Source organism: Microcoleus sp. POL10_C6 (genome assembly GCF_036701585.1).
Taxonomy (GTDB): Bacteria; Cyanobacteriota; Cyanobacteriia; order Cyanobacteriales; family Microcoleaceae; genus Microcoleus.
Window position 1 is genome coordinate 1 of record NZ_JAUBRB010000044.1, and the last position, 23,946, is coordinate 23,946.

Genomic DNA, 23,946 nt, shown 5'->3' on the forward strand with positions numbered 1-23,946 from the left:
GACTGAATCTGTCTTGAGTACTCGTTCTTGTCGGATTCCTCCTTCTCTTCTGCCACGCTAACCCCGTGAACTTCTACGCTATTTAAGCTATCGCGGGAATTGCTGACTCAGCAAGCACTACAAGATAAGGACAATGTAGAAAAAGCTTTGAAGTTATATTTAGATTGTATTTCGAGATATTCTAAGGCCCCTAACAAGTTTAAAACAAACCAAGATGAGTATTTTAAAGCCATAAGTTTGATATTTCCTGTCATTAGCTGTGGGTTGTTCTCAGTACGAAATATGCTACCGCGCATCTCTGAGTGTGTCGATCGCACAATTATAGATGAAGCTGGAATGATTCCACTGCATCAGAGCTTTCCGTTGCTGGTGCGATCGCGCAAGGCCATTATTGTCGGAGATCCTCTACAAATTGAGCCTATAATTACTTTAAGTGACCAAAGACGCGATGACTACGGCAAAACAGCGTTTCTTGACAAAGGATTAACTGAAATTGATTACAATCGTTACAGCCCTGAAGAAGAGTATAGCGCCACTACCTATCATCGCGCCGCTGGAGCAACTGGAGCAAATGGCAACACAGGTCATGGGATTCGTTTGATGGAGCATTACCGCTGCCAACCTAGTATTATTGAATATTGCAATAATATTGCTGGATATGGATTAGAGGTAAAGACACAACCAAGAGTCTCACCATTGAAAACAAACTTAATTGCTCACCATGTTGAGGGAAATATTGAGGGGAATGTAAATCAGCAAGAAGTTACTGCGATACGTGAGTTAATCCCGCGCCTTTTGAATCAAGGTTATTCCCTTGCAGACATTGGTATAATTTCACCCTTTAAAGTTCATGCTGATGCTTTGAGGGATGATTTACGTAGTAGAAGGAATTTTCCTGAATTTCATAAAAATGATATTGGGACTATTCATACTTTTCAAGGTTCGCAGAAGCGAGTAATTATATTATCCACAAAAGTATGTAGATCGCAGGATAATTTTAGCTTTATTAACAGAAAAACCAATCTTCTTAATGTCGCTGTATCTAGAGCCGAAGAACTTTTTATTTTGGTCGGCAACCTTTATCGACTAGAGAAAGCGGGAGGCTATACCGAGCGGCTTGTCAAACATATTCAAACAAATGGATTGGTTTTCGATTATAAATCTAAATCTGAATTAGAAAATCCTTATAAAGACTCTGCCATTGATATAGTTTCTAATTGCAAGCATTTGGATTATTTTACTAGAGCTATTCAGGAAGTAGAACAAGAACTGATAGTAGTAACTCCTTGGATTCGAGGAGACGAACCCAAACAATTTGCTGATAATATTGTTTCAGCCTTGGAAAGAGGTGTTCAGGTGAAAGTAGTTTACGGATATGTCAATCCGACTCGTGAAAGTTATGCAAACAATGATAATAATGATGCTGAAGCTGAGAAACTTCTGAGGGATTTATTTACTTCCTATCCCAAGTCGCGCCTCATTCGTTCGCGTCGTGAAGGAACAAATCAAAGAATTTTGTTCTGGGATAATAACTTTGCAGTAGTAGGCAGTTGGGACTGGCTTTCTCACCGATATCGAGATAAGTGTGATTTATCACCAATGAATCCAGATGCTCAAATACGTGGAGAGACAAGTGTTTTGGTTTCTGATTCCTTAAGCCTTGCATTATTGAAGGGAAATATAGATGGACTCATTCAAGAAGAGTCGTAACCTTTTAGCGATTAGGCGATCGCAACAAAATTATTGACCAAAATAACGATAGATTTTAGACTTTATACAAAAGAGCAGACAACTCGAAAGCCAACATTTTTATTACTGCTACTCGGATTACCAAAAAAACGAGATGCAGAACGGCATATGTTGGGAGGCGAAGTCCACGAACCACCCCGCAATATTCGACCTTCCTCATTTCCATTAATCAGCCATACACTGCCATCTGATGGTGCGTCCTGATAGTTTTTGTGATAATAGTCAGCACACCACTCCCAGACTAACCCGTGCATATCGTGTATTCCAAAGGCATTAGCTGAGAAAATGTCAACTTCGCTTGTTTCTTGGCGATAAATTCCATTGGGTTCATTCCCATAAGTTCCTTTGTACAAACGACATTTTATTTTCTGATTCTGTCCACAATAGTTTGCTAAGTTCGTTGTAATGGTTGCACCAAAATGAAACGGGGTTGTTTCTCTGGCACGACAGGCGTATTCCCATTCAGCTTCGCTGGGTAAGCGATATAAACGTCGTTTTTTCTCCGATAGTCGATCGCAAAACTCCTCAGCATCATACCAAGAAACCCGTTCAACGGGTCGATGATCTCCTTTAAAGCAAGATGGATTGGGATCGAGGTCATGCTTGATTTTTGGAAGGGATGCGATCGCTCTCCACTGTGCCTGAGTAATGGGATACTTACCCATAAAGAAGGGTTTTACAGTAACTAGATGTCGGGGACGTTCATCCTCGCGGGATTCAAGTTCTTCTTGGGGTGCTCCCATTGTAAATTTACCACCTGGGATGGAAACCATTTCCAGCTCAACAGCACCGCCCAAAATTTCTATAAAGTATTGTGCCTGTTTGTGGCAAGGTTTAGTTTCTCGCCCTTGAGCATCCACAGTTACCACTTCAAACTCAAAAGTTGTGGTGTCTGGAATTAATGATGTTAGCGGCTTCGCCGAGATATTTTTTCCAGATCCATCGTTTAAATGAGGAGTTTTATCGGGCAGATTTAACTCGTTTAGACGATAACTCTGTCTATCGCCATCCCAACTACAACTTTCAAAAAAAATTGGCAGTTGTTTATTATTCAAGCTGGTAACTTGCTGTTTAACTTTCTCAGAAATTACCTTCATATTTGGGGGCCAAGTTTCTAAAGGTTCCTGTTCTAGTGCCTCCCTGACTGCTTGAGAGAAGTATCCTGTTTGACATTTAGTGTTAACTATTGCTTTTTCTCCTTCTCTAGTGGCAAGTAACACAAACTGTTTATAATCTCGCATAGGCTGACCACTAGAGAATTCTTTCCCTTTTAAATTAGTTGGTCGTCCGTCCGACTCCAACAAATAATTAGCACACGCATCAAGAATGCAAATATGATTTTTAATTACAAACAAATTTGACTTTAATAAAAGAAGCAAAGAATCTAAATCCAAGTTCCGCCAATTTTGCGAGGTGGCATCAGCACATAGTAGCCTGCGTTCTCGTTCGGAGGAAAGCAAACCATGTCCCGCCCAAAAAATATAGAGCAAATCTCCTTTTTGTTTAGAAAATTTATTTTCTATTATATTGGATAGATTTTGCTCGGTTGCTTCCTCTACGGTGAAATCAGATTGCTCAAGTAGGTGATTATTTTCTTCTAGCAATGACAAGCAAAGCCGGATATTCTCTTTCGGTACATCTCGCTTACACAGCCAGTCGGCGAACTTGAGAGCGTCATTAGCAGGGCCACCCACATTCCAAGAAGTATTACTGTATTTCTCGATACCCACAACTAACCCATAAGTCCGCCCTGGTTTAGCAATTATTTCCCTCATGGCAGTCTGGGAATAATCGCTTTCCATGTTGCAGGATTTTCCCAGTAAGCGCTGTGCGATCGGGGAAACGGTTGTTTGCTATCTACCAAAACATCCTGCACTTTATTCGGGAAGACATTAGCACCAACGTAACTGAGAAAATCCCGTAAATCGTATATATTCAACCAAGCTGGTAAATGCTCTGGTAGCGGTTCACCAAATTCTAAACTGTGTAGGGCATTAATCTCATATAAAAATGGTGCTTGGGAACCAACTGTCACTAATAGCGCCACTTTTTCCAAGTGTTCTTTGACGAGCAAATCAACGCAAGCAATTCCTCCCAAGCTATGAGCTAGCAAAACTACTGGTGGTTCAGCTTGCTCAATAATTTCTCGGATAAATAGGCGAATCTTTTCTCCTCGACTCTGATAAAGCAAGATATCGCAAGGAAAGGGTGAAATTGCGTCTGTAATGCTGCCGCGCTTGCGCTTTATAGCCAACGTTGTTGGATGCGCTAGCAAAGAAAGAGCGTTCCACACCCAACCTCCCAATCCCAACTCCGCTTCTCCCAAAGCACAACTGAGCGTTTCTACCACTTTATCCCGCAAGTCAGCATTGGTAAGAATTGACGGATATTTCTGCTGTTGTTCACAGTAAAACATTGCCTGAGCGACAATCGCTCTTGCTATAGCATCACAATACTCACTTAAGGAGTCCGATGCTTTTTGCAAAGCTTCATGATAGGCTTCACTGCGAATAACTGCTTGTAGTGCTTCATCAAATACCAAAGCAATTCCCGCCTCAACCAAAAGCGCTTGCAGTTCGGGTGAAGGCTCAAATCTTTGCAACGTAGAGTCTAATTCATCACTGGGTTGTTCTGCAAAAGGATTAGCAGGACCTTCCTCACTCGGTTTCAGTGACAATAACTGTAATTCATAGAGGGGGTCACGGTATAGCTGTTCCCACAGTAAAATCTCCTTATCTTCCTCCTCTTCCGACAGCGCTAGTGTCGCATCATACAAAGGTATAGATGCCCCTTGAGCATTTAACTTGGTTCCCAACATTTCGCCCCACAAACAAGGGACGACTTTGATATCGGGACGTTGGATACCAAGCTTTTTTTGAATTAGCGCAAAATTTTCCTCGTATTGAGTTGGTCGTACCCGTGTGCCATGTACAAATACAAGAGTTGTCATTGTTTTACAGATACTCAAAGGGATTCTATACCACTTTAGGGTTGCTTATCAAAAAAGTAAAGATTCTGCTCCCGTTATAGCAGCAGACAGAGGCAGATGAGGACAAAAATTGGAGCAAGGCTCTGCAAGCGTCTGATGGCGACTTGTCATAACAGCTTTGGCGACTGCTATACCAATTATCAAAGATTAGCCCGCAACCGCAATATTTTTAACAGGGTGTTGAATTGATCGGGCAAAGGTGCGATCGCCTCTATTAATTCTCCTGTTACGGGATGCTGCAATGTCAGCCGCCATGCGTGGAGGGCTTGTCCGGTTAAATTGACGCCGATGGAACGGTTGGAACTGTACATCGGGTCGCCGACAATCGGATGTTTTATTTCCGCTGTATGCACGCGAATTTGATGGGTGCGGCCGGTTTCTAATTGATAGTGCATTAAGCAATAGTTGCCGATTCTTTCTTTGATTGTCCAGTGAGTAACTGCGGGGCGACCGCCTTTTTCTACTGGTACTACTGCCATTTTTTTGCGGTCTGTGGGATGCCGGCCGATGGGTAGGTCTATTGTGCCTGTTTCGGTGTTGGGAGCCCCGTAAACTATGCCTAAATACTCGCGGCGGGCGGTTTTGGTTTTGAGTTGGGCTTGCAGGTGTTGGTGGGCTATGTCGGTTTTGGCGATCGCGATCGCACCTGTTGTATCTTTGTCTAATCTGTGTACGATTCCCGGCCGCTGAACTCCGCCTATTTCTGCTAGAGGACAGTGCGCTAGCAGGGCGTTGACTAATGTACCGTCTTGGTGTCCGGCGGCTGGGTGGACAACTAATCCGGCTGGTTTGTTGATGATAATTAGGCTGTCATCTTCGTAGAGAATGTCGAGGGGAATTGATTCCGGCTGCAATGAAGTGGGCTGGGTTTCGGGTAAAGTGAGGTGGATGCGATCGCCCGTTTTTACTGATATTTTTTTCGAGGTGCAGGTTTCGTCGTTGACTTTGACGTTGCCTTGTGATATGAGGCTTTGGATTCGCGATCGGGATAAGTCCGGTATCTGGTTTGACAGCCAAATATCTAATCGCTGATTGACATTACTGCGATCGAATTCCTCTGTATTTTCTACTGTGTAAATCTGTGCCGCAGTGTCTGTTTCTATCATTTACTTTTTACTATTTTTTGCCAAGTGTGTAAAGCAAATATCCTGATCATAACATCTGTGAGTTAGTTCGCGATCGCACGGGTAGCGAGAAACCTGGTTTTTTCACAGCAATACTTCGTTTCTGCCCACAGACTGGGTAAAAAACCCGGTTTCTTTGGTCGGAGTGGTTAAGTCGTTCGAGTATAATCGTCTATTCTATCGACAATTATCGCAGTGGCCGCAGCGCATTGATGTAGCTTCCTTGGCAAACCCAAAAGCTTGCAGCAAAAATTGCCACCTACACTGGCGATGTTTGAGATATTTTGCCATTTCTTCTGCTGCGGCAAAATTTAATTTTTCCGCTTTTTGCTGTGGAGATTTATTGATCGCATAATTAAAAGGATCTTGCCATGTTAATTGTCCGCTGCTGTGCAAGATTGAAAGGGCGATCGCACTTTCGGGAAATTCGCGGGAAACTGCTTCTATATCGCCTTTAACAGGCAGTTTTTTAGCTAATTGCTGAGCTTCTCGGTATTGCGATCGTAATTTATCTTGAAAAAATTGCCCTCTTTGTTTATCTTCGGGATAAAGCAAACCCGTCGGTTCGCTCATCAATGTCAGGGCGATCGCCGATTTGCCGTCGCGTCCGCCTCTACCAATTTCCTGAATGTATTCCGATAATAGCAAAGGTGCTTGATAATGAACAACCCATCGGACATCAGGCTTATTAATTCCCATACCGAATGCTGAGGTACAAGTCACGAATTTAAGGTCATTGTTCAGCCAAGCTGTTTCGATTTGTCGTCGTGATTCGGGACTTAAACCTGCATGATATGCTGCTGTTTCATAACCTGCTGCTTCCAACAAATCCGCCAAGCTTTCGCTATCTTTTCTCGTGCGGACATACACTAAACCTGCTTGTTTTGGTCGAGCTTTAATAAAAGTTAATAACTGCTGCTTGCGTCCTCTCGGCGTCCAGACTGTTTGCACTTGCAGGTGCAGATTAGAACGGTAGGGACTTAGCAAAAATGCTTCGGGCTTTTGCAGTTGCAAGACATTTTTGATTGTTTGCTGTGCTTCCGGGTTGGCGGTAGCGGTGAAAGCTGCGATCGCAATTTTACTGTTTGCTGGTTTAGCTTTCAACAAAGCCGGCCGCACTGTTCCTAAACGGCGGTAAGCTGGTCGAAAAGTATCACCCCATTGTACTAAACAGTGAGCTTCATCTAATATTAAACCGTTGATTTGGATGTGTGGCTGACTGATAATTTCCCAAACAGGTTTGCTGAGTAATGTTTCGGGAGACAGGTACAGCAATCTTAATTTGTTTTGTTGCAGCGACTGCATAGTTTGTCGGCGCTGCGCTGTTGGCAATTGGCTGTGGAGGAGGGAAGCGGGAAGATTGCGATCGCGCAATTCTTGCACTTGATTTTCCATCAGTGCGACTAACGGCGAAACTACGAGAGTTAAACCTGTTTGTAACAAAGCTGGCAGTTGAAAGCAGATGGATTTGCCGCCACCTGTCGGCATAATTATAATTGTATCTTTTCCTGCTAATAAACTACCGACGATTTCTCCTTGCGGCGGTCGGAAGTCGTCGTATCCCCAAATTTTATGGAAGGCGGCGCGGGCTTGATTTAATGATGTTATTTCTGGTTTAAAGTTCATTTGACTCAGTTAAAAAACTTGTATGGTTTCGCCACAACTAACTAATTTTTGGCAAATTCGGATCTTTTCGACAAGTCGAGAGTGGTAATTGTTCACCACCTTGTATCGTGGTAATTCTCATTCGATTTCTATCTGTCACCACATTTAAACAAGCACAGCCATATCCATAATTAACATTAGTTTTAACATATTCATCGTCGTTAAAAGGAGGAATAGTGTTCATTCCTCCGGCTTGATATCCCCCTTGCGCCGAGATTGTCCACTGAGCATCTTTGTCTTTGAGATACCAATTAGCAGGCGTGGGATTTATTAACCATCCGCACCTGGTTTCAGCCGCTTTTGCAGGAATAATAACCATCGAAAAAGATGAGATAATTGCAGGTATCAACCACTTTATTTTCATAGCTTTATATCCTAATTTTTGAGCGACAATCATACAGGAATTACGCGCTGCGAGAAAAGAAACAGAAACCTGGTTTTTTAGCGAATCTGCGGGTGACAATGAAATATTGTCGCAAAAACCAGGTTTCTAACTACCTGCGCGTAAGTCCTGTCCAAAATCCCAAATCCCAAATCCCCTAAGACTCCTCGCCGTCTCGGCGGCCGAGCTCGTACACGCCGCCACCAATACAGGCGATCGTACCCATAGATACCGCCCAACCAGTACCCAGAGAAAATTCTACGCCCCAATTGCACAATCCCCCCACAATCAAAAAGGGTACAATGCTCAACAGCGAAGCGTAAAACGCATTTTGGGCTTCTCTGGCTTGGCGGGTTTTTTCAAACTCGGCTTCCGAGGTGTAGAGGGATCTCTCGGCAAAATTCATCCAGCGGTTGAGTTGCAGGATTACCCATTCTGTGAGGGGCGACAGGCCCCAGTATAGGGCCAAAGACCACAAGGACGCACCGGCGATCGCAGTTGCGTCTATGGCAAAACTAAAGGGAAAAATTTCAGTAAGCATTGCTTGATGTGTTATGAATTTGAGATTTTGGATGACATCCAAAATCCCCGAACTTAACTATAGTGTCAAGCAAAAGCTCGATCGAATTCAACCGCAGCACGAATTTCCATTTTTTTTTATCACCCCTGGGCATTTACCCGGAAGCCTTGACACGGGTTTTGGATGGAGTAAGATACACGTTGTTGATAAACTGATTCGCGATCGCGGGTAGAGCTCAAAGCCAATCTTGCAGCGAATTGGCATCACTTACATCTTGCACCCTTCTGAGAAACGGGCTTTCCGGCCCGTTCCACAAAGAATGATTTTTTTGTGGGGTGGGCCGGAAAGCCCGCCCCTGAAAGCTTTATTGACAAGGGTGCAAGATGTGAGCCTAACAGACAACGCAAACTCACACACATTTAACTTTGAGCCGTGAAAAAAATCCTGCAAGACTCTAGAGGCCCGCTGACGGCAAAACGCTTTTTTCGTCTCAGACAGATGCTGCTGCTGGCACTTTCGATCGGCATTGTGTTGATCAGCCCTTATTTGCAGCAGCAGGTGGTCAAAGCTCAGTCAGGCTTACCAAGCAGAGTAGCGACGGGTAATTTGTGGCAAGAAGCTTCTTTTCCAGTCGAAAACTTTGAAACATACACTTCCGCCTTCGGCCCCCGTGGCGGGGATTTTCATTACGGTTTGGACTTGGCCGCCCCGGAAGGCAGCTATATCCGCAATTGGTGGGGCGGCCAAATTGTGGAAGTTTGGGAAGATGGCCGGTGCGGCACTGGTATGGTGGTGCGATCGGGAAATTGGGAACACATCTACTGTCACCTCAGAGGTCGGGTGGAAACCGCTAACGGCGGGCGTTATTATACCGATCGCGAAGGTACGGTGCAAATTTGGCAGGGTCAAACAGTGCCTGCGGGTGCGAGAATTGCCAGAGTTGGGATGACAGGCCGCACGAGTGGGCCTCACTTGCACTGGGGATTGAAGTACGGCGGCCGCTGGGTAGACCCGGCTTTGGTACTCCGGGAAATGTACGCGCAACAATCTTAATTTGTCATTAGTCATATCAATTCCGGTTGCACCGGAATGATAAGCGAGGACACGGCATTGCCGTGTCCCTACCGAAAATAATATTGTAGGGACACGGCACTGCCGTGTCCTAATTTTGGCTAATAATTCCGATGCTACCGGAAACGATATTAGTAGTCATTAGTTAGTAGTCATGAGTCATTTTTGGGGTTTGTAGTAATGACTAAAGTCCTGATTTTTTCGAGAATGAGGAATAAAGTCATCACTACAAACTTGAATAACTAATGACTAATGACTAATAACTAATGACTCTTTACGTTGGGGCCAACTCTTTTTTTGTCAACTCGGTGTACCGATCGACAATTTGGCGGAATTCGTCGCCGTCGATCGTTTCTTCATCCAACAGCGCTTCGACAAGTTTGTCTACCAAGGCGCGGTTTTCGCGGATAATCCGGCGAGCTTCTTCGTAGCAGTCAAAGGCAATTTCCCGGACTTGCCGATCAATCTTGATTGCCATTTCTTCGGAATACTCCGATCGCGAATTCCAGCTTTGACCCAAAAACACCTCATTGTTCGGACTTTCCAAAGCCACAGGCCCCAAATCCGACATTCCATAAAGCGTTACCATCTCCCTCGCGAGACTGCTAACTTTTCTGAGATCACTACCGGCACCGGTGTCGATTTCAGCATCGCCATAAATTTCGGCCTCCGCCGCCCGTCCCCCCAAAGCTACTTTAATTCGGTTTAACAGCAAAGCCCGACTCCTCAAACCTTCGCTGTCGAGCATTTCGTCGTCAAGCACAAAGCTAGTAAAGCCTTCGATGCCGCCGGAACGCGGAATAATCGTTACTTTTTCCACCGGGTCGGCATTTTTGAGCATGGTCGCGACTAGGGCGTGTCCGACTTCGTGGTATGCTGTCATCCACTTTTTCTTGCTGTCCAGCAGCGGGTTGAGCGTAAGCCCGATCGTGATCCGGTCGATCGCGTCGTGAACTTCTAAGTTAGTGATCGTGTCTTTGCGACGCCGCGCGGTGAGAATAGCTGCTTCGTTGAGCAAGTTTGCCAAGTCGGCGCCGGAAAAGCCGGGAGTGCGGCGGGCGATCGTGTCTAGGGCAACTTCTGGGTCGAGTTTTTTGTTGCGCGCGTGCACTTGCAAAATCCCCAAACGCCCTTTGTAGCTGGGTAAATCTACCGTTACTTGCCGATCGAACCTGCCTGGCCGCAGCAGGGCGGTATCGAGCACGTCGGGGCGGTTGGTAGCTGCAACAATAATCACCCCGCTGTTGCCCTCAAACCCGTCCATTTCTGTCAGCAACTGGTTGAGAGTTTGTTCGCGTTCGTCATTTCCGCCGCCGATACCAGCGCCGCGCTGCCTTCCTACGGCGTCTATTTCATCGATGAAGACAATGCAGGGGGAATTTTCTTTAGCTTTGCGGAACAAGTCGCGGACGCGGGATGCGCCGACTCCGACGAACATTTCGACAAATTCGGAGCCAGAAATGCTGAAAAACGGGACGCCTGCTTCACCTGCGATCGCTTTTGCCAGCATTGTTTTGCCAGTTCCTGGAGGCCCGATTAACAGAACTCCTCTGGGAATTTTTGCGCCGATGGCGTTGAAGCGTTCGGGTTTTTTGAGGAAGGTTACCACTTCTTGCAGTTCTTCTTTAGCTTCTTCGATGCCTGCTACGTCGTCGAACATCACGCCGGTTTTAGCTTCCATTTGGAAACGGGCTCTGGATTTGCCGAAGTTCATGGCATTTCCTTGAGATTGGGTTGATCGGCGCAGGATTGCCATCAATACTGCCAACACTGCAAAAATCACTAGCAAGTTTACTACTAAACTGACTGCGGCGGCGTTGTCGGCTGTTTGTTTGACTTCAAAGTCAATCTTTTTGGCGCGGATTTGCGAGTACAGTTCTCGGTTGTTGTAGTCGAACAGACTAACTGATTGGGTTTGATCGCTTTTTTGATTTTTTAGCCTAACCTTGGCAGTTTTTTGAGTTTCGTCTACTTCGATTTTACTGACTTGCCCTTTTTCTATGTTGTCGATCAGTTGGCTGTAACTCATGGTGTTTGGCGCGCTGTCGGCAAACACCGGGGTCGAGAGCAATATTCCTTGAGAAATCACCAAACTGCCCAGGATGCGCCAAAGATTCCGTCCTGGAATTGATTTTTTAGGATTCTGGCTCGACTTGTCTTTGTTTACAGCTAGATGCCCCAGCCATGCGTGTTTCCAAGAATTTTTCATATTGCTTTGCCCAAGGTTGAAGACTGCCAAGATTGACCGCTTGTGGTTTGCTACGTTCATTTATTTTAACAAGATGGCGGGTGTTGGATGGGTTTATCTCTCGCGGGCATCTTAAGATGCCCCTCAAGAGGGCAGGGCTGTTTCATTCTCCCTAGGGGCAAACCCTCGTGAAGAGCCCCGATATTTGAAACATCGATTTCATCGTCCGTGGAGGGGGTAGGCACGGGGGCACTACCCCTACAAAGCGATGATTTCCCTGAGAATGAAACCGCCCTGCCTCAAGAGGGGGGTTTTGAATCCACTGCTCCTCAAGAAACCGGGTTTTTTACCTAATCTGCGGGCTGCAACGAAGTATTTTGCTCAAAAAACCCGGTTTCTGGGCCCCCTCCGTAAATCTAAAATCTAAAATCTAAAATCTAAAATCGATTGACAGTTGCCGATCGAACTTGCTATGTTAATCATACTCGTAATGAGTACGTTTTAGTCAAGCAGTTATTGTTTTTAAGTTTTATGGTAAAAATTGTCGGCATTGGTGGAAGTTTGCGGGCTGGCTCCTACAGCCAGTTAGCGTTGAAGGTGGCAGCAGAACGGGCGCAGACCCTGGGCGCGGAAGTTGAAATATTGGATTTGCGATCGCTCAATCTGCCATTCTGCAACGGTGAGAATGATTATCTCGATTACCCGGATGTGGAAAAGCTGCAGAATGCGGTTAAGCAAGCCGACGCCTTGATTTTGGCAACGCCGGAGTATCACGGTAGCATCAGCGGTGCTCTCAAGAATGCCCTGGATTTGATGAGTTTTGAGCATTTGGACGGGAAAGTTGCGGGTGGGATTAGCGTTTTGGGAGGGCAAGTTAACAACAACGCACTCAACGATTTGCGCGTAATTTTGAGATGGGTGCACGCTTGGGTAATTCCCGAACAAATTGCGATCGGACAAGCTTGGAAAGCTTTTAGTGCGGATGGTAAATTGTTGGATGAAAAACTGTCTGAAAGGTTCGACGAATTTGCTCGGAGTTTGGTAGAAAATACGCGGAAATTGCGAGGAATTTCGTAATTTTATCTCATGACAAATGCAGTCCGGGACGCAACTGGCATAGTCTTTGGCTGCGTCAGTTCCAATAATTTCTCGATTAGAAGAGGTTTTGTCTCTAGCAGAGTACCCTACAAGCTGTAATGTTAACTGTGAACAGTCAACAGTCAACAGTCAACTGACTTAAAATGGCATATCGATCATGTCTCCGAAAGGATGGGGTACGTCGATCGGCATTCTTCCGGGTTTTGACTCATATTTGTCTATCCACTTTTTGGCCAATTCCAAAGCTTCCTCCTCAGTCTTGGCATTTTGGACGGCGACGTGGCGGTTGCCGTGGCTATCCCAAACCTCGACGTAGAAGACTTTCTGGGATTGAATAATCCAACCTTTATAAGTGTCTGCTGGTTCCATAGTTAGAATCCTAAAATAATCGGGCGGGGAGTTCCACTGGCTAGCTAATTGTAAATATTGCCCTGCATAAAATGAATTTTACGGGGGTTTCTATAGTATTTTTGGAAAAAAGTCAGTTTTACGGTTAACCTCATGACTAGACTCCTGAAGCAATTATTTAATTGGAGAAAATATCTCCAACCTTTGGCCGCGGCGATCGCGATCGTCCTAATCGCATCCCAGATGGCGGTATTGCCAGCATTGGCGACTGGCGTTTACGAAATACCGGTGTTGTCGGCGGGCGATCGAACTTGGGTGTTCGACAAAGGCGACGTGCTCAGCCGCAGCAGCGAAAGCAATATCAGCAGCGTGCTCGACAACCTGGAAAACAAAACAGGGAAACAAGTCAGGTTTGTCACCATCCACCGCTTAGACTACGGCGAAACGGCTGCCACTTTCACCGACCAACTGTTTGAACAGTGGTTTCCCGCAAAAGAAGACCAGACTAATCAAATTTTACTCGTTCTCGACACTGTTACCAACAGCGCGGCAATTCGTACCGGCGAAGGGGTGAAATCCCTGCTAACCGATGAAATTGCCCAGAGTGTGGCTGGGGAAACCGTGCAAGTGCCGCTGCGGGAAGCCAATAAATACAACGAGGCATTTACGGCTGCAAGTACGCGCATTGCAACTGTTTTGTCGGGCGAACCTGATCCGGGTCCTCCTGAAGTTGTTGACAACATTCAAGTTGAAGGCACGTTTAAAAAAGCTGAAGAAACAGATCAAGGCAATGCCACAGTTGTTGTGGTTGTGCTGTTGGTGTTGGCGACAGTGATTCCGATGGTGACTTATTTCTGGTATCAAGGTTTTTCGTGATCGGGTGCTGATAAATCCGATCGGTTGCCGTTTTGTCAAGAAATTCTGGCAGGGCTGGATTAATCTTGAACGTATTCTCGATCGCTCAACAATGCAATTTCTGCCCGTACAAATTCCCGTCCCAGATAAGCCGCGTGATCTAACATTGTCACAGGACAGGGGCGGGTTTCTTCTAGGATTTTGACGCAAAGTTCTTTGGCGGTTCGCCCGGTAAAAAGTGTGGATTGGGTGCGTTCTACTTTGCCACGGGCGGGGATGGGTTTACCAGTTTCGGGATCGACGGCGAGGCCTCGATCGTCGATGATGTTGGTGAAATGTTTGGCACAAATTAAGCTGGTTTCGCGATCGAGATAGATGATGAAGTAGCCGCCTGGATCGAGGTCGAGGTGGCGTTTGGATAGGTTGTCATCGATAGCGGTGAGGTTTTCCAAGGTTTGACTCATGGTTTGTGAAAGGAAGTAAACAATAGCTGTAATTTTTGCTGCTATTTCTAGTTTAGTCGGCTGTGGGACAAGTTTGAGGCATTGGTGGGTTGAATGCGGGGGAAAGTTTCGGCGATCGACATTCTATCCGATATCTGTGGGGAGACGGCCCAGGCTAAGTCCGACCCGGGCTTCTGCGACTTTTAATGATTGGTATAAGATTGAGGACTGTAGCAAGACTTGTTGAAATTGAGAGAATGAACCGCAGAGAACGCAGAGAACGCAGAGTGAAAGAAGAGAGATAAAGAAAATATGTTATCATGGGTTGAGGAATATTTGGGATTAAGTTATAGATGAGATTTATAGATTTGTTTTCGGGAATAGGAGGTTTCAGACAAGGGTTTGAAAAAATTGGCTTTAAATGTGTTTTTTCCTGCGAGATTAACAGCCAATGCCGACAAGTTTACACGGATAATTTCGGTGACGTTCCTTTTGAAGATCTCAGTAAAATTAATCCCGTCGAGTTAGAAGACTTTGATATTTTAGTCGCCGGTTTTCCGTGCCAACCTTTTAGCATCTGCGGCAAAAAGCTCGGTTTTGAAGATACTAGAGGCACGCTGTTTTTTGATATTTGTAAAATTATCAAAATCAAGCAGCCTAAAGTTATCGTTCTCGAAAATGTCAAGCACTTAATCCATCACGACAAGGGAAATACCTTAAAAGTAATTATTGCCAGTCTTGAAGATTTGGGATACAGCGTGAATTACAAAATGCTGAATGCTAAAGACTTTGGAATTCCTCAACATCGTGAAAGAATATTTATTATTGCAACTAAAGGTAAACCCTTCAATTTTTCTCGGCTTAAAACCCAGGTGACTCCAAAACTCAGGGAATTTCTAGACAAGACAGGAGATTTTGAAATATTGGACAAATCAGAGTATACTTTAATTGAGTCTCCGAGAAAGCAAGATTCGGGACTTTTGTTTGTAGGTTACAGAAATAAAGGTACTTGGAAAACTGGCGTGAGGCCAAATACAGAACATTTATCGAGAGTTCACAGACAGCCTAATCGCATTTATTCGGTAGATGGAGTGCATCCCACAATTCCTTCGCAAGAAATGTCGGGCAGGTTTTTTATCTACATTCCTGAGCAAGATATCGTGAGAAAGTTGACGCTGAAGGAATGTTACCGTCTTATGGGTTTTCCTGAAGAGTTTAAGAGTTATCCGACTGCGGGGGAAAGTTACAAGCAAATTGGGAATTCGGTTTGTGTACCGGTTGTGGAAGCAATTGCGAAAGAAATCTTAAGTCAAAATTTGTTGGATGATGAAAATAAGGAACTACAAAGATGTCGCGACTCCCGACTTCTGCAATCAGTTGGGACTCTAGTTAACACTATTACTTGAGATTAATTTTGTTATTAAACAATTTTAGCATTAACCAAGCGCTAGCTTTGAGCTATAATATAAGTCACCCAAGATAGATATAGTCGTCATGGAAGAATTACTCACCTTAAAAAGCTTACTGTTAAAAGGGGATATACCTGGGTCATTAGCTATAGTTGAAGAACTAGAAGAAATGAGCAAAAAAGACATCATTAAAACTATTCGCAGCTATGCAGTGATTTTACTATTGCATCTGATTAAACAGCAAGCTGAAAATCGCACAACTCGCTCTTGGGATATCTCGATTCGGAACTCGGTTCTAGAAATTCAGGAGGAAAATAAGCGACCGAGAGGCGCGGGATTTTACTTACCTATAGAAGAGTTACTCATTGTTTTAGAAATGGCGTATCGACAAGCTATTAATAAAGCTTCCCTAGAAGTGGAAGAAGGGCGTTATGAACCAAGAGAATTGTCGCAGTTAGTGAATCAAGAGGCACTTATTAATCAAGCAATGACTTTAATTTCACAAGAAGCTGAAGAGAATGACTAAAGTTACCCAAAGTTAGGACACGGCAATGCCGTTTCCCTACCTCACTTAATTGTAGGGAAACGGCATTGCCGTGTCCTCGATTTTTGTAAGGACACGGCAGTGCCGTTTCCCTACTTGATTAGGCGGGAACTTGGATTTTTTCGGTGCCGGCAAGTTCAAAGGCTGCGTGAATTGCCTTCAAAGCCGTTACGCCTTGTTCCTCATCCACAACGCAGCTAATTTTAATCTCAGAAGTAGCAATCATTTGAATGTTGATTTGCTGGCGGGAAAGCGCTTCAAACATCCTTGCCGCTACTCCTGGATGCGCTACCATCCCGGAACCGACAACGCTAACTTTGGCGATGTGTGTATCGACTGCTACTTCGCCCCATCCAAATTCGGGGGCGGCTTTTTCGAGGGCGTTTTTAGCAGCTTCGGCGTCAATTTGTGCTACGGTAAATGCAATGTCGCGAGTTAATATGCCGTCGATATTGTGACAGCGCTGCGACTGAATGATTGTATCTACGCTGATATTTTCCTCGGCTAAAAGTCCGAACAATTTTGCTGCTACTCCGGGTCGATCGGGCAATTGGCGAATTGCTAGACGCGCTTGATTGAGATCCAACGCAACGGCGCGGACTGCGGGCGGTTTGTGGGATGATGAATGCAGCCCAATAGGGGAGTTGGCAACATCAAATGTTTTGCAGAGTTCGGCAACTGCCCGATCGCAATCTTCGGCATCGATGGCACAACTAACTTTCACCTCGGATGTAGAAATCATTTGAATGTTAATTCCCGCATCCGCTAAAGTCTTAAACATCTGCGCCGCTACCCTCGGACGACCGATCATTCCCGCACCCGCAATGCTAACTTTAGCTATGGGCCGCTCTTCTGCTTTCACTTCCGGTTCTCCCAATTCTGGGCGAGAATTCTTGCCGAGGGTGGGGATAATTGCATCTGCAACCGCAGTGGCTTGTTGCAGAGATTTTCGCGTCACTGTGAAGGCAATATCGTTAGTATTTCCTTCATGAATTGACTGAATAATTAAGTCTACATCGAGGTTTTGCTGCGCGATCGCACCAAACAACCGCGCTGCTACTCCGGGGCGATCGGGCAAACGCAGCAGCGACACCCCCGCCTGATCTAAGTCAAATTCCACCGCATCTACCGCTTTTGCGAGCTCCAAACCCTCCAAAGGACGGGGTTGCGGGGGTGGGGACACTACCCGCGTACCGGGGGCGTCACTCCAGCTAGAAAGCACTACCAGCGGCACGCCGTAATTCTTGGCAATTTCTACCGCGCGCGGGTGCAGGACTTTTGCGCCCAAACTCGCCAATTCCAGCATTTCGTCGCAAGTGATTTCGTCCATTAATTGGGCGTCGGCAACCAAGCGCGGATCTGTAGTCAGAATTCCGGGAACGTCGGTATAAATTTCGCACCTGTCGGCCCGCAGCGCTGCTGCGAGGGCTACTGCGGTTGTGTCGGAACCGCCACGGCCCAAGGTGGTAATTTCCAATTCTCCGGCATCGGCGATACCTTGGAACCCAGCAACCACAACGACTTTACCGCTTTTTAACTGGCTTTGAAGCCGATTCGGGTCAATTCGCAAAATCCGGGCGCGGGTGTGGGCGGCTTCGGTGACAATGCCGACTTGGGCGCCGGTGAGGGAAATTGCGGGCTGTCCCATTTCCTGCAATGCCATGCTCAAAAGTGCGATCGAGACTTGTTCCCCAGTGGAAAGCAACATATCCATTTCCCGCTTGTTGGGATTTGGGGAAATTTCCTTGGCGAGTTTAACTAAACCGTCGGTGGTTTTGCCCATCGCTGAAAGTACGACAACGAGAGAGTTGCCGAGCTGTGCTGTTTTTACTACTCGTCTGGCTACTTCCAAAATGCGATCGACTGTGCCAACCGAGGTTCCGCCATATTTCTGAACAATTAGTGCCATAGGACTTACACAAAGCTACAAAATACTTATCAAATAATACAAGCAGCTTCTGGATTAGAAGTGGTAATTTTTAAAATTCCCATACGACAAACCGGAGAAAAGAAAAAAATATCTGCGTAAACGACAAAAAATATGTGGTAGGGGCGGGTTTTACCAGCCATTTAATTGTCTCACACCAATATTTTAATAAACCCGCCCTCTTGATTCGGATTGTAGCCTCATTCTAGCTCTTGCAAACGCGCTTCTAAAGCTTGAATTCGCTGCTCGGCTTCTATTCGCTTTTGCCGTTCTTGTTCTGCTTCTGACTGCGCTTGTTCGACTGCCAATTCCGCTTGTTCGGCTCTTTCATCGGCAGCCAGCAGCAAATTCCCCTCAGCATCCCACCAGCGCATCCAAGGCCGTTCTACGCCCTGATAACTTCCTTGCCAAATGCCTAATTCCAATCCCATTGGCTCGATTTGGTAATGTCCGCGCTGATTTTCTGACATTAACTAAAATCTATCTTCCACCAAATGATAGCATTCTATTTGGGCTTTTTTGACTTCATAAATTCCGTAAAAAACAGGTCTAATAATCCGCTTGTAAATCCAAAATTTGCCTTGTTTGGGAGTTTGATCTCTTTCTTCGCGGCCATCTCCAGAGACAAATTATAGTATGATTAACGGCGGCATTAATTCTTTCCACATCACATAGGAACGCCGCATATTTCCGTCGAGAGTTGGCGGCACGTCGAGCACGTAAAACCAATCAGGTGCTTCGGCTCCTCTTTCGGGCGGTTCCGGGGGCCGGGCCACTCGCCAGTAAATACCGGAATCTTGACCGATGCAGTATTGTCCGTCGGGATGAATTTGGTCTCAAATCGGTCGGATTGATGTTGTTAACAGGATGCTTTGAGGATGTTCTTGAAAGTTGTTCACAAAAGTACCGTCGGAGTCTGGTAATTGAGTGTGGTCTGGGAAATCTGTGGCTAGAGCTTCGGGTTTTTCGGTGACACTCATGTTGACCTCTTGAATGTTGAAAAATTATACTTATAATTGGTGAATGAGAGATTAATCATGCTATTATTTCGTGGCTAACCTCAGATTGCTCTATAGAAAATTTTAAAGAATATGAGTCAGTACAAGTTAATTATTTTTGACTTCGACGGCACTTTGGCAATTACTCACAAAGCTATTGTATTTTGCTTTACCAAAACTTTTGAAACTTTCAATATTACCCCGCCCGCTGCTGATACTATTATAGGTACGATCGGCATCAATTTACCAAATTCTTTTAAAATCCTCCATCCGGCGATCGAAGAAAGCGCAATTCCTGAATGGGTTGAAACTTACCGCTCTTATTATCGGACGGAAGGTGAAAAGCAGGTAGAGTTATTTACCGGGACAAAGCAAGTCTTGCAGTTGGCGCGTCAGTCTGGATTGAGCCTGGGAGTTTTCAGCAACAAACAGGTTACTTTTGTTAATGTATTACTAAAGAGTTTGAGAATTTACAGTTTTTTTGATTTGATATTAGGTGATAACGGACAAATAATTCCGAAACCCAATCCGACTGTTTTTCACTCGATTATTAAACCGCTGTTCCCGGAGTTGGATAACAGTCAAATTTTAATGGTTGGCGATACAGCGATTGATTTGCTGTTTGCTAAAAATGCTGGGATAGATGTTTGTTGGGCGGCTTACGGATATGGCGATCGCGCTCAGTGTCTCGCCCTAGAACCAACTTTCGCGATCGACGATATTTCACAAGTTGCTGGGTTCGTTCAAAATTAATTTTTCCTCGGTTTTTTTGAGAGAAGAGTCTGAATAATTTAACTATAAAGTATTTAATTAATTTTTTTTTACTACAGCCGGATGAGTAAGTTTTTATTTAATTGAAAAAATAAATTTCCGAACTTGTAATCCGCCCAAACTCTGCCAAGCAAACCATACCAAAGATAGAGTGATCCCTGGAACAGCTATTATAAATTAACAATTATGATTCCTTTGAAGGTAGAAGGCACAAGGCAGAAGCAAATAGGAAAAAAACGAGGGAAGCCAGATTTTTTATAGGTAGGATTGACCGCCAAAATTCTGCAGGATAGCCTTTTAACTTCTGCCTTCGGAAAACAGTCAATTCTGTTAAAATCTAGGGTGTGCTGGCAGTCGGTATCTACAATAAACTCAATTTATAGAAACTCATGCAGATAGATATAAGCATTCCTTCTGAAACGCTATCGCCGACTCGTACTGGCGGCACACCGAATTTAATAGAAGAAGTATGGAGGCTGTACGATCGCGCCCTGGCAGCTACCAGCAACGGCATCGCGATCGCGGACGCTACCCGGCCGGACAGGCCTATAGTCTACTGCAACGGGGCTTTCGAGCGGATTACAGGCTACAATCGCAGCGAAATAATCGGGCAGAACTGCCGCTTCCTGCAAGGCCCGGATACCGATCGCGCTGCCGTCGATCAAATCCGCGCGGCCCTGAAAGAACAATACGACTGCAAAGTAGTTCTGAAAAACTACCGCAAAGACGGGACCCCCTTCTGGAACGAACTCACTATCTCGCCGGTGCGCGACAGCAGCGGACTCGTTACCCACTTCATCGGCGTTCAATCTGATATCACCGATCGCTTCCAAGCAGAAGAAGCCCTCAAAGAAGCCGAGGCAAAATACCGCAGCATCTTTGAAAACGCCACCGAAGGCATATTTCAAACCGCCCCAGACGGGCGCTACCTCAGCGCCAACCCCGCACTAGCCCGAATGTACGGCTACGATTCCCCGTCAGAATTGATCGCAAAATGTTCGGCAAAAAACATTTACGCCGATCGCACCCGCCGCGCTTCATTCATGGCAGAAATCAGCAAAAACGGCTCCCTGAAAGAGTTTGAGTCCTGCGTCCGCCGCCAAGACGGCAGCACTACCTGGATCTCGGAAAACGTGCGCGAAGTCCGCGACGCAGGCGGAGAAATCCTTTACTACGAAGGAACCGTGGCCGAAATCGCCGATCGCAAGCGCGCCGAAGCAGCCCTGCGAAATCAAGAATACTGGTTGAAAACCGCAATTAACGCCGTCCCCGACGCGATCAACCTCACAGACAGCGAGGGGCGCTGGCTGATTGCCAACGACTGCGCCCTCCAACTTTTGGGCTGGGAAACCGCAGACTACCAGGGCAAAACTACTGCCGAACTCGCTGCCGCCGCCGATCCCAGAGTCAGAGACATCCTGCTAACTTGGCAGGAAACCGACGAAACCACCTGGCAAGCAGGCACTCTCACCTCCAGCCGCCAAATTGTCCCCTTGCCCACAGGCGGCAGCAATTTGTTTGAAGTGCGGAAAGTGCCGCTGTTCAACCCCGACGGTTCGCGCAAAGGTTTGGCAGTGGCGGGGCGGGACATCACCCAGGAAGTGGCAGCGGATGCAGCTTTGCGAGACAGCGAACAGCGGTTTCGGGCAATTTTTGAACGCGCTGCGATCGGCATGGTAGTGGCTACCCTCGAAGGTGTTGCGATCGCCACTAATCCGGCATTTCAAGCTATGCTGGGAAGCTCGGAAGCTCAACTGCGGGGTGTGGGCCTGGACGAATGCACGCACCCGGAAGACGTACAAGCTTCGCGGGAGTTGTGCCAACAGTTGGCCGCGGGCTCCCGCGAAGCTTACCAAATCGAGAAGCGCTACCTCCGCCAAGATGGCAGCATCAGGTGGGGACGCCTCAGCGCCTCTGTCATCGACAGCAGTCAGGGAACGCCACAGTTTCTTTTGCAAATGGTAGAGGATATTACCGATCGCAAACAAGCCGAGTCAGCTTTGTTCCAAAATGAGGCTAAGTGGCGATCGCTAATTCTCAACAGTTCCGACATCATTACTATTCTCGACGCCAGCGGTAGCATTGTTTACGAAAGCCCTTCTGTAGTAAGAGTTTTGGGCTACGAACCAGAGGAACTCGCCGGTCAAATTGCTCTCGATTTAATCCACCCTGACGACCTTCCCTCGCTGATGTCCGACGGCGAAAAAATGATCGCAAATCCAGGCGATCCGATCGCCCTAGAAGGTCGGTTCCGGCGCGCGGACGGTTCTTGGTGTTTTCTTGAAGGTGTCGGCATCAACTTGCTAGCAGACCCCGCTGTGAACGGAATTGTGATCAACTCCCGCGACATGACGGCGCGCAGGCAAGCAGAGTACCGCCTCAGCAAAATCAACGAGTGCTTTTTGGGATTCAGCACCGACGCCGCTGACAACATCCAGCGCCTGACATCCTTAGCCGGCGAGCTTTTGGGCGGAAGCTGCGCCATCTACAGCCACGTCGGTGGCGGACTGCTGCAAGCGATCGCGACTTGGCAAGCGCCGCCGGACTACCCGCTGGTCGATCGCGCCGAGGGCCACATCTGCACCGACGTATGCAGCAAAGGAAGCGATCGGGCTGTTGCCATTCTCGACTTGCAGAACACGATCTACGGCAAAATCGATCCCGCTGTCATCCGCTACCAACTGCGAAGCTATCTGGGACAAGCAGTGCGGCTGGGCGACAATTATGTGGGTGCGATGTGCGTTCTCTACACTGAGTCGATCGCGCCCACAGAAGCCGACTGCAAGTTGATCGGAATTATTGCTGGGGCGATCGGAGTTGAGGAAGAACGTGCCGCCGCCGCCTCGCGCGATCGGCAAAAATCCCAAGAATTGCAAACAGCTTTGCGCGAATTACAGCAAACTCAAATGCAGTTAGTACAAACCGAAAAAATGTCTTCCCTCGGACAAGTGCTAGCAGGAATTGCCCACGAAATTAACAACCCAGTTGGCTTTGTCGCCGGCAACCTCTGCCACGTTCGAGGCTACGTTCTAGACTTATTAGAAATCGTACAGGTGTATCAAGAAGAGTACCCAAATCCCCCAGCAAAAATTCAGCAACAAGCCGAAGATATAGACTTAGAATTTCTAGCAAAAGACCTGCCAAAATTGCTCAATTCGATGCAGACCGGATGCGAGCGAATTGTAGAAATTATTCAAACTCTCCGAAATTTCTCGCGGGCGGACGAAGCAAAAATCAAAACTGCCGACATTCATGAAGGTTTAGAAAGTACCTTGTTAATGTTGAACAGCCGACTGAAAGCCAAACCCAACTGGCAGGGCATTAAAGTGATTAAAGAATACGGAGAACTGCCGCAAATAAACTGTCATCCCGGACTGTTAAATCAGGTTTTTATGAATGTATTTGCAAATGCGATCGACGCCTTGGAAGAAAGCTGCAACCAAGCAAAAGACATCGCAAATTCTCCTATCTTTCCTACTATTACCATTCAAACTAAAACGATTGATGACACGAGCATTTTAATTCGGATTAAAGACAACGGTCAGGGCATTCCCGAAGATCATATCGTGCGTTTATTTGACCCATTTTTTACCACAAAACCCGTAGGTAAAGGCACAGGTTTAGGTTTATCAATTTCACACCAAATTGTCGTTGAAAAACACAACGGGAAATTGCAGTGTCACTCGGAACCCGGTAAAGGCACTGAATTTATCATCGAAATTCCAATTCGTTGACATCAGGACGAGGCTAATCAGGATATAGCAATCCTCGCATCATTTGTGAATTTCTTACTTCCTCTCCGCGGGTTCGGGGAGGGTTAGGGTGGGGTAAAAAATTTACGACTCATTGAGGATTGCTATATAAT

The 23,946-nt window shown here is 46.2% G+C and carries 19 protein-coding genes and 1 pseudogene; 9 read left to right on the plus strand and 11 right to left on the minus strand.

The genetic code is table 11. The features are described 5' to 3' along the window. Nucleotides 1-99 precede the first annotated feature (99 nt). Nucleotides 100-1,710, plus strand: coding sequence for an AAA domain-containing protein (locus QUA34_RS21605; protein WP_333389193.1), 1,611 nt, complete (start codon nt 100-102; stop codon nt 1,708-1,710). A gap of 62 nt (nt 1,711-1,772) precedes the next feature. On the opposite strand, the gene QUA34_RS21610 is transcribed toward QUA34_RS21605, so the two are convergent. From QUA34_RS21610 to QUA34_RS21635, 6 genes are all read right to left on the minus strand, one after another. Beyond that, nucleotides 1,773-3,551, minus strand: a complete 1,779-nt coding sequence (locus QUA34_RS21610) for a formylglycine-generating enzyme family protein (protein WP_333389194.1) — start codon at nt 3,549-3,551, stop codon at nt 1,773-1,775. Beyond that, nucleotides 3,521-4,699: a hypothetical protein gene (locus QUA34_RS21615; RefSeq protein ID WP_333389195.1), complete on the minus strand. Its 1,179-nt coding sequence runs from the start codon at nt 4,697-4,699 to the stop codon at nt 3,521-3,523. The genes QUA34_RS21610 and QUA34_RS21615 overlap by 31 nt, the downstream gene beginning before the upstream one ends. 179 nt (nt 4,700-4,878) lie before the next feature. Then, nucleotides 4,879-5,844 (minus strand): RluA family pseudouridine synthase, encoded by a 966-nt coding sequence (locus tag QUA34_RS21620; RefSeq protein ID WP_333389196.1) that lies wholly within the window; start codon nt 5,842-5,844, stop codon nt 4,879-4,881. Between the two features lie 195 nt (nt 5,845-6,039). Then, nucleotides 6,040-7,488 carry a RecQ family ATP-dependent DNA helicase gene (locus tag QUA34_RS21625; protein WP_333389197.1) on the minus strand — a complete coding sequence of 483 codons (1,449 nt, stop codon included), beginning with the start codon at nt 7,486-7,488 and terminating at the stop codon, nt 6,040-6,042. 37 nt (nt 7,489-7,525) lie between these two features. Next, nucleotides 7,526-7,924 (minus strand): DUF4087 domain-containing protein, encoded by a 399-nt coding sequence (locus QUA34_RS21630; RefSeq protein WP_333389198.1) that lies wholly within the window; start codon nt 7,922-7,924, stop codon nt 7,526-7,528. A 142-nt stretch (nt 7,925-8,066) separates the two neighbouring features. Further along, on the minus strand, nt 8,067-8,450 hold the full coding sequence (locus QUA34_RS21635) for a hypothetical protein (RefSeq protein ID WP_333389199.1): 384 nt from the start codon (nt 8,448-8,450) through the stop codon (nt 8,067-8,069). A 31-nt stretch (nt 8,451-8,481) separates the two neighbouring features. On the opposite strand from QUA34_RS21635, the gene QUA34_RS21640 reads away from it, so the two are divergent. Beyond that, nucleotides 8,482-8,661: a hypothetical protein gene (locus QUA34_RS21640; protein WP_333389200.1), complete on the plus strand. Its 180-nt coding sequence runs from the start codon at nt 8,482-8,484 to the stop codon at nt 8,659-8,661. Nucleotides 8,662-8,927: 266 nt separating this feature from the next. Continuing rightward, complete coding sequence (locus tag QUA34_RS21645) at nt 8,928-9,482, plus strand: M23 family metallopeptidase (RefSeq protein WP_333389217.1); 555 nt, start codon at nt 8,928-8,930, stop codon at nt 9,480-9,482. A gap of 292 nt (nt 9,483-9,774) precedes the next feature. On the opposite strand, the gene ftsH is transcribed toward QUA34_RS21645, so the two are convergent. Next, a complete protein-coding gene (ftsH, locus tag QUA34_RS21650; RefSeq protein WP_333389201.1) occupies nt 9,775-11,709 on the minus strand; it encodes an ATP-dependent zinc metalloprotease FtsH in 1,935 nt (644 codons plus the stop codon). 510 nt (nt 11,710-12,219) lie between these two features. Here ftsH and QUA34_RS21655 point away from each other — a divergent pair. Then, the gene (locus QUA34_RS21655; RefSeq protein ID WP_333083645.1) at nt 12,220-12,765 is read left to right on the plus strand and encodes an NADPH-dependent FMN reductase; all 546 of its coding nucleotides are present in this window, start codon (nt 12,220-12,222) and stop codon (nt 12,763-12,765) included. Nucleotides 12,766-12,924: 159 nt separating this feature from the next. Here the strand turns inward: QUA34_RS21655 and QUA34_RS21660 are convergent, their stop codons facing one another. Beyond that, nucleotides 12,925-13,155 (minus strand): hypothetical protein, encoded by a 231-nt coding sequence (locus QUA34_RS21660; RefSeq protein WP_333083630.1) that lies wholly within the window; start codon nt 13,153-13,155, stop codon nt 12,925-12,927. A gap of 132 nt (nt 13,156-13,287) precedes the next feature. Between QUA34_RS21660 and psb32 the strand changes: the two genes are divergently transcribed. Further along, entirely contained in the window at nt 13,288-14,010 is a 723-nt protein-coding gene (gene psb32, locus QUA34_RS21665) for a photosystem II repair protein Psb32 (protein WP_333083628.1), read from the plus strand. A gap of 59 nt (nt 14,011-14,069) precedes the next feature. On the opposite strand, the gene QUA34_RS21670 is transcribed toward psb32, so the two are convergent. Next, a complete protein-coding gene (locus QUA34_RS21670; protein WP_333323420.1) occupies nt 14,070-14,453 on the minus strand; it encodes a DUF4346 domain-containing protein in 384 nt (127 codons plus the stop codon). Nucleotides 14,454-14,785: 332 nt separating this feature from the next. On the opposite strand from QUA34_RS21670, the gene dcm reads away from it, so the two are divergent. Both dcm and QUA34_RS21680 read left to right on the plus strand, forming a co-directional pair. Further along, nucleotides 14,786-15,838, plus strand: coding sequence for a DNA (cytosine-5-)-methyltransferase (dcm, locus tag QUA34_RS21675; RefSeq protein ID WP_333389202.1), 1,053 nt, complete (start codon nt 14,786-14,788; stop codon nt 15,836-15,838). A gap of 88 nt (nt 15,839-15,926) precedes the next feature. Then, complete coding sequence (locus QUA34_RS21680) at nt 15,927-16,367, plus strand: DUF29 family protein (RefSeq protein ID WP_333323424.1); 441 nt, start codon at nt 15,927-15,929, stop codon at nt 16,365-16,367. Between the two features lie 118 nt (nt 16,368-16,485). Here the strand turns inward: QUA34_RS21680 and QUA34_RS21685 are convergent, their stop codons facing one another. After that, entirely contained in the window at nt 16,486-18,294 is a 1,809-nt protein-coding gene (locus QUA34_RS21685; RefSeq protein WP_333389203.1) for an aspartate kinase, read from the minus strand. 218 nt (nt 18,295-18,512) lie between these two features. After that, nucleotides 18,513-19,292, minus strand: a pseudogene (locus QUA34_RS21690) (Uma2 family endonuclease). A gap of 111 nt (nt 19,293-19,403) precedes the next feature. Here QUA34_RS21690 and QUA34_RS21695 point away from each other — a divergent pair. Both QUA34_RS21695 and QUA34_RS21700 read left to right on the plus strand, forming a co-directional pair. Next, on the plus strand, nt 19,404-20,063 hold the full coding sequence (locus tag QUA34_RS21695) for an HAD family hydrolase (RefSeq protein WP_333323430.1): 660 nt from the start codon (nt 19,404-19,406) through the stop codon (nt 20,061-20,063). A 407-nt stretch (nt 20,064-20,470) separates the two neighbouring features. Continuing rightward, entirely contained in the window at nt 20,471-23,815 is a 3,345-nt protein-coding gene (locus QUA34_RS21700) for a PAS domain S-box protein (protein ID WP_333389204.1), read from the plus strand. The last annotated feature ends 131 nt before the right edge of the window (nt 23,816-23,946 follow it).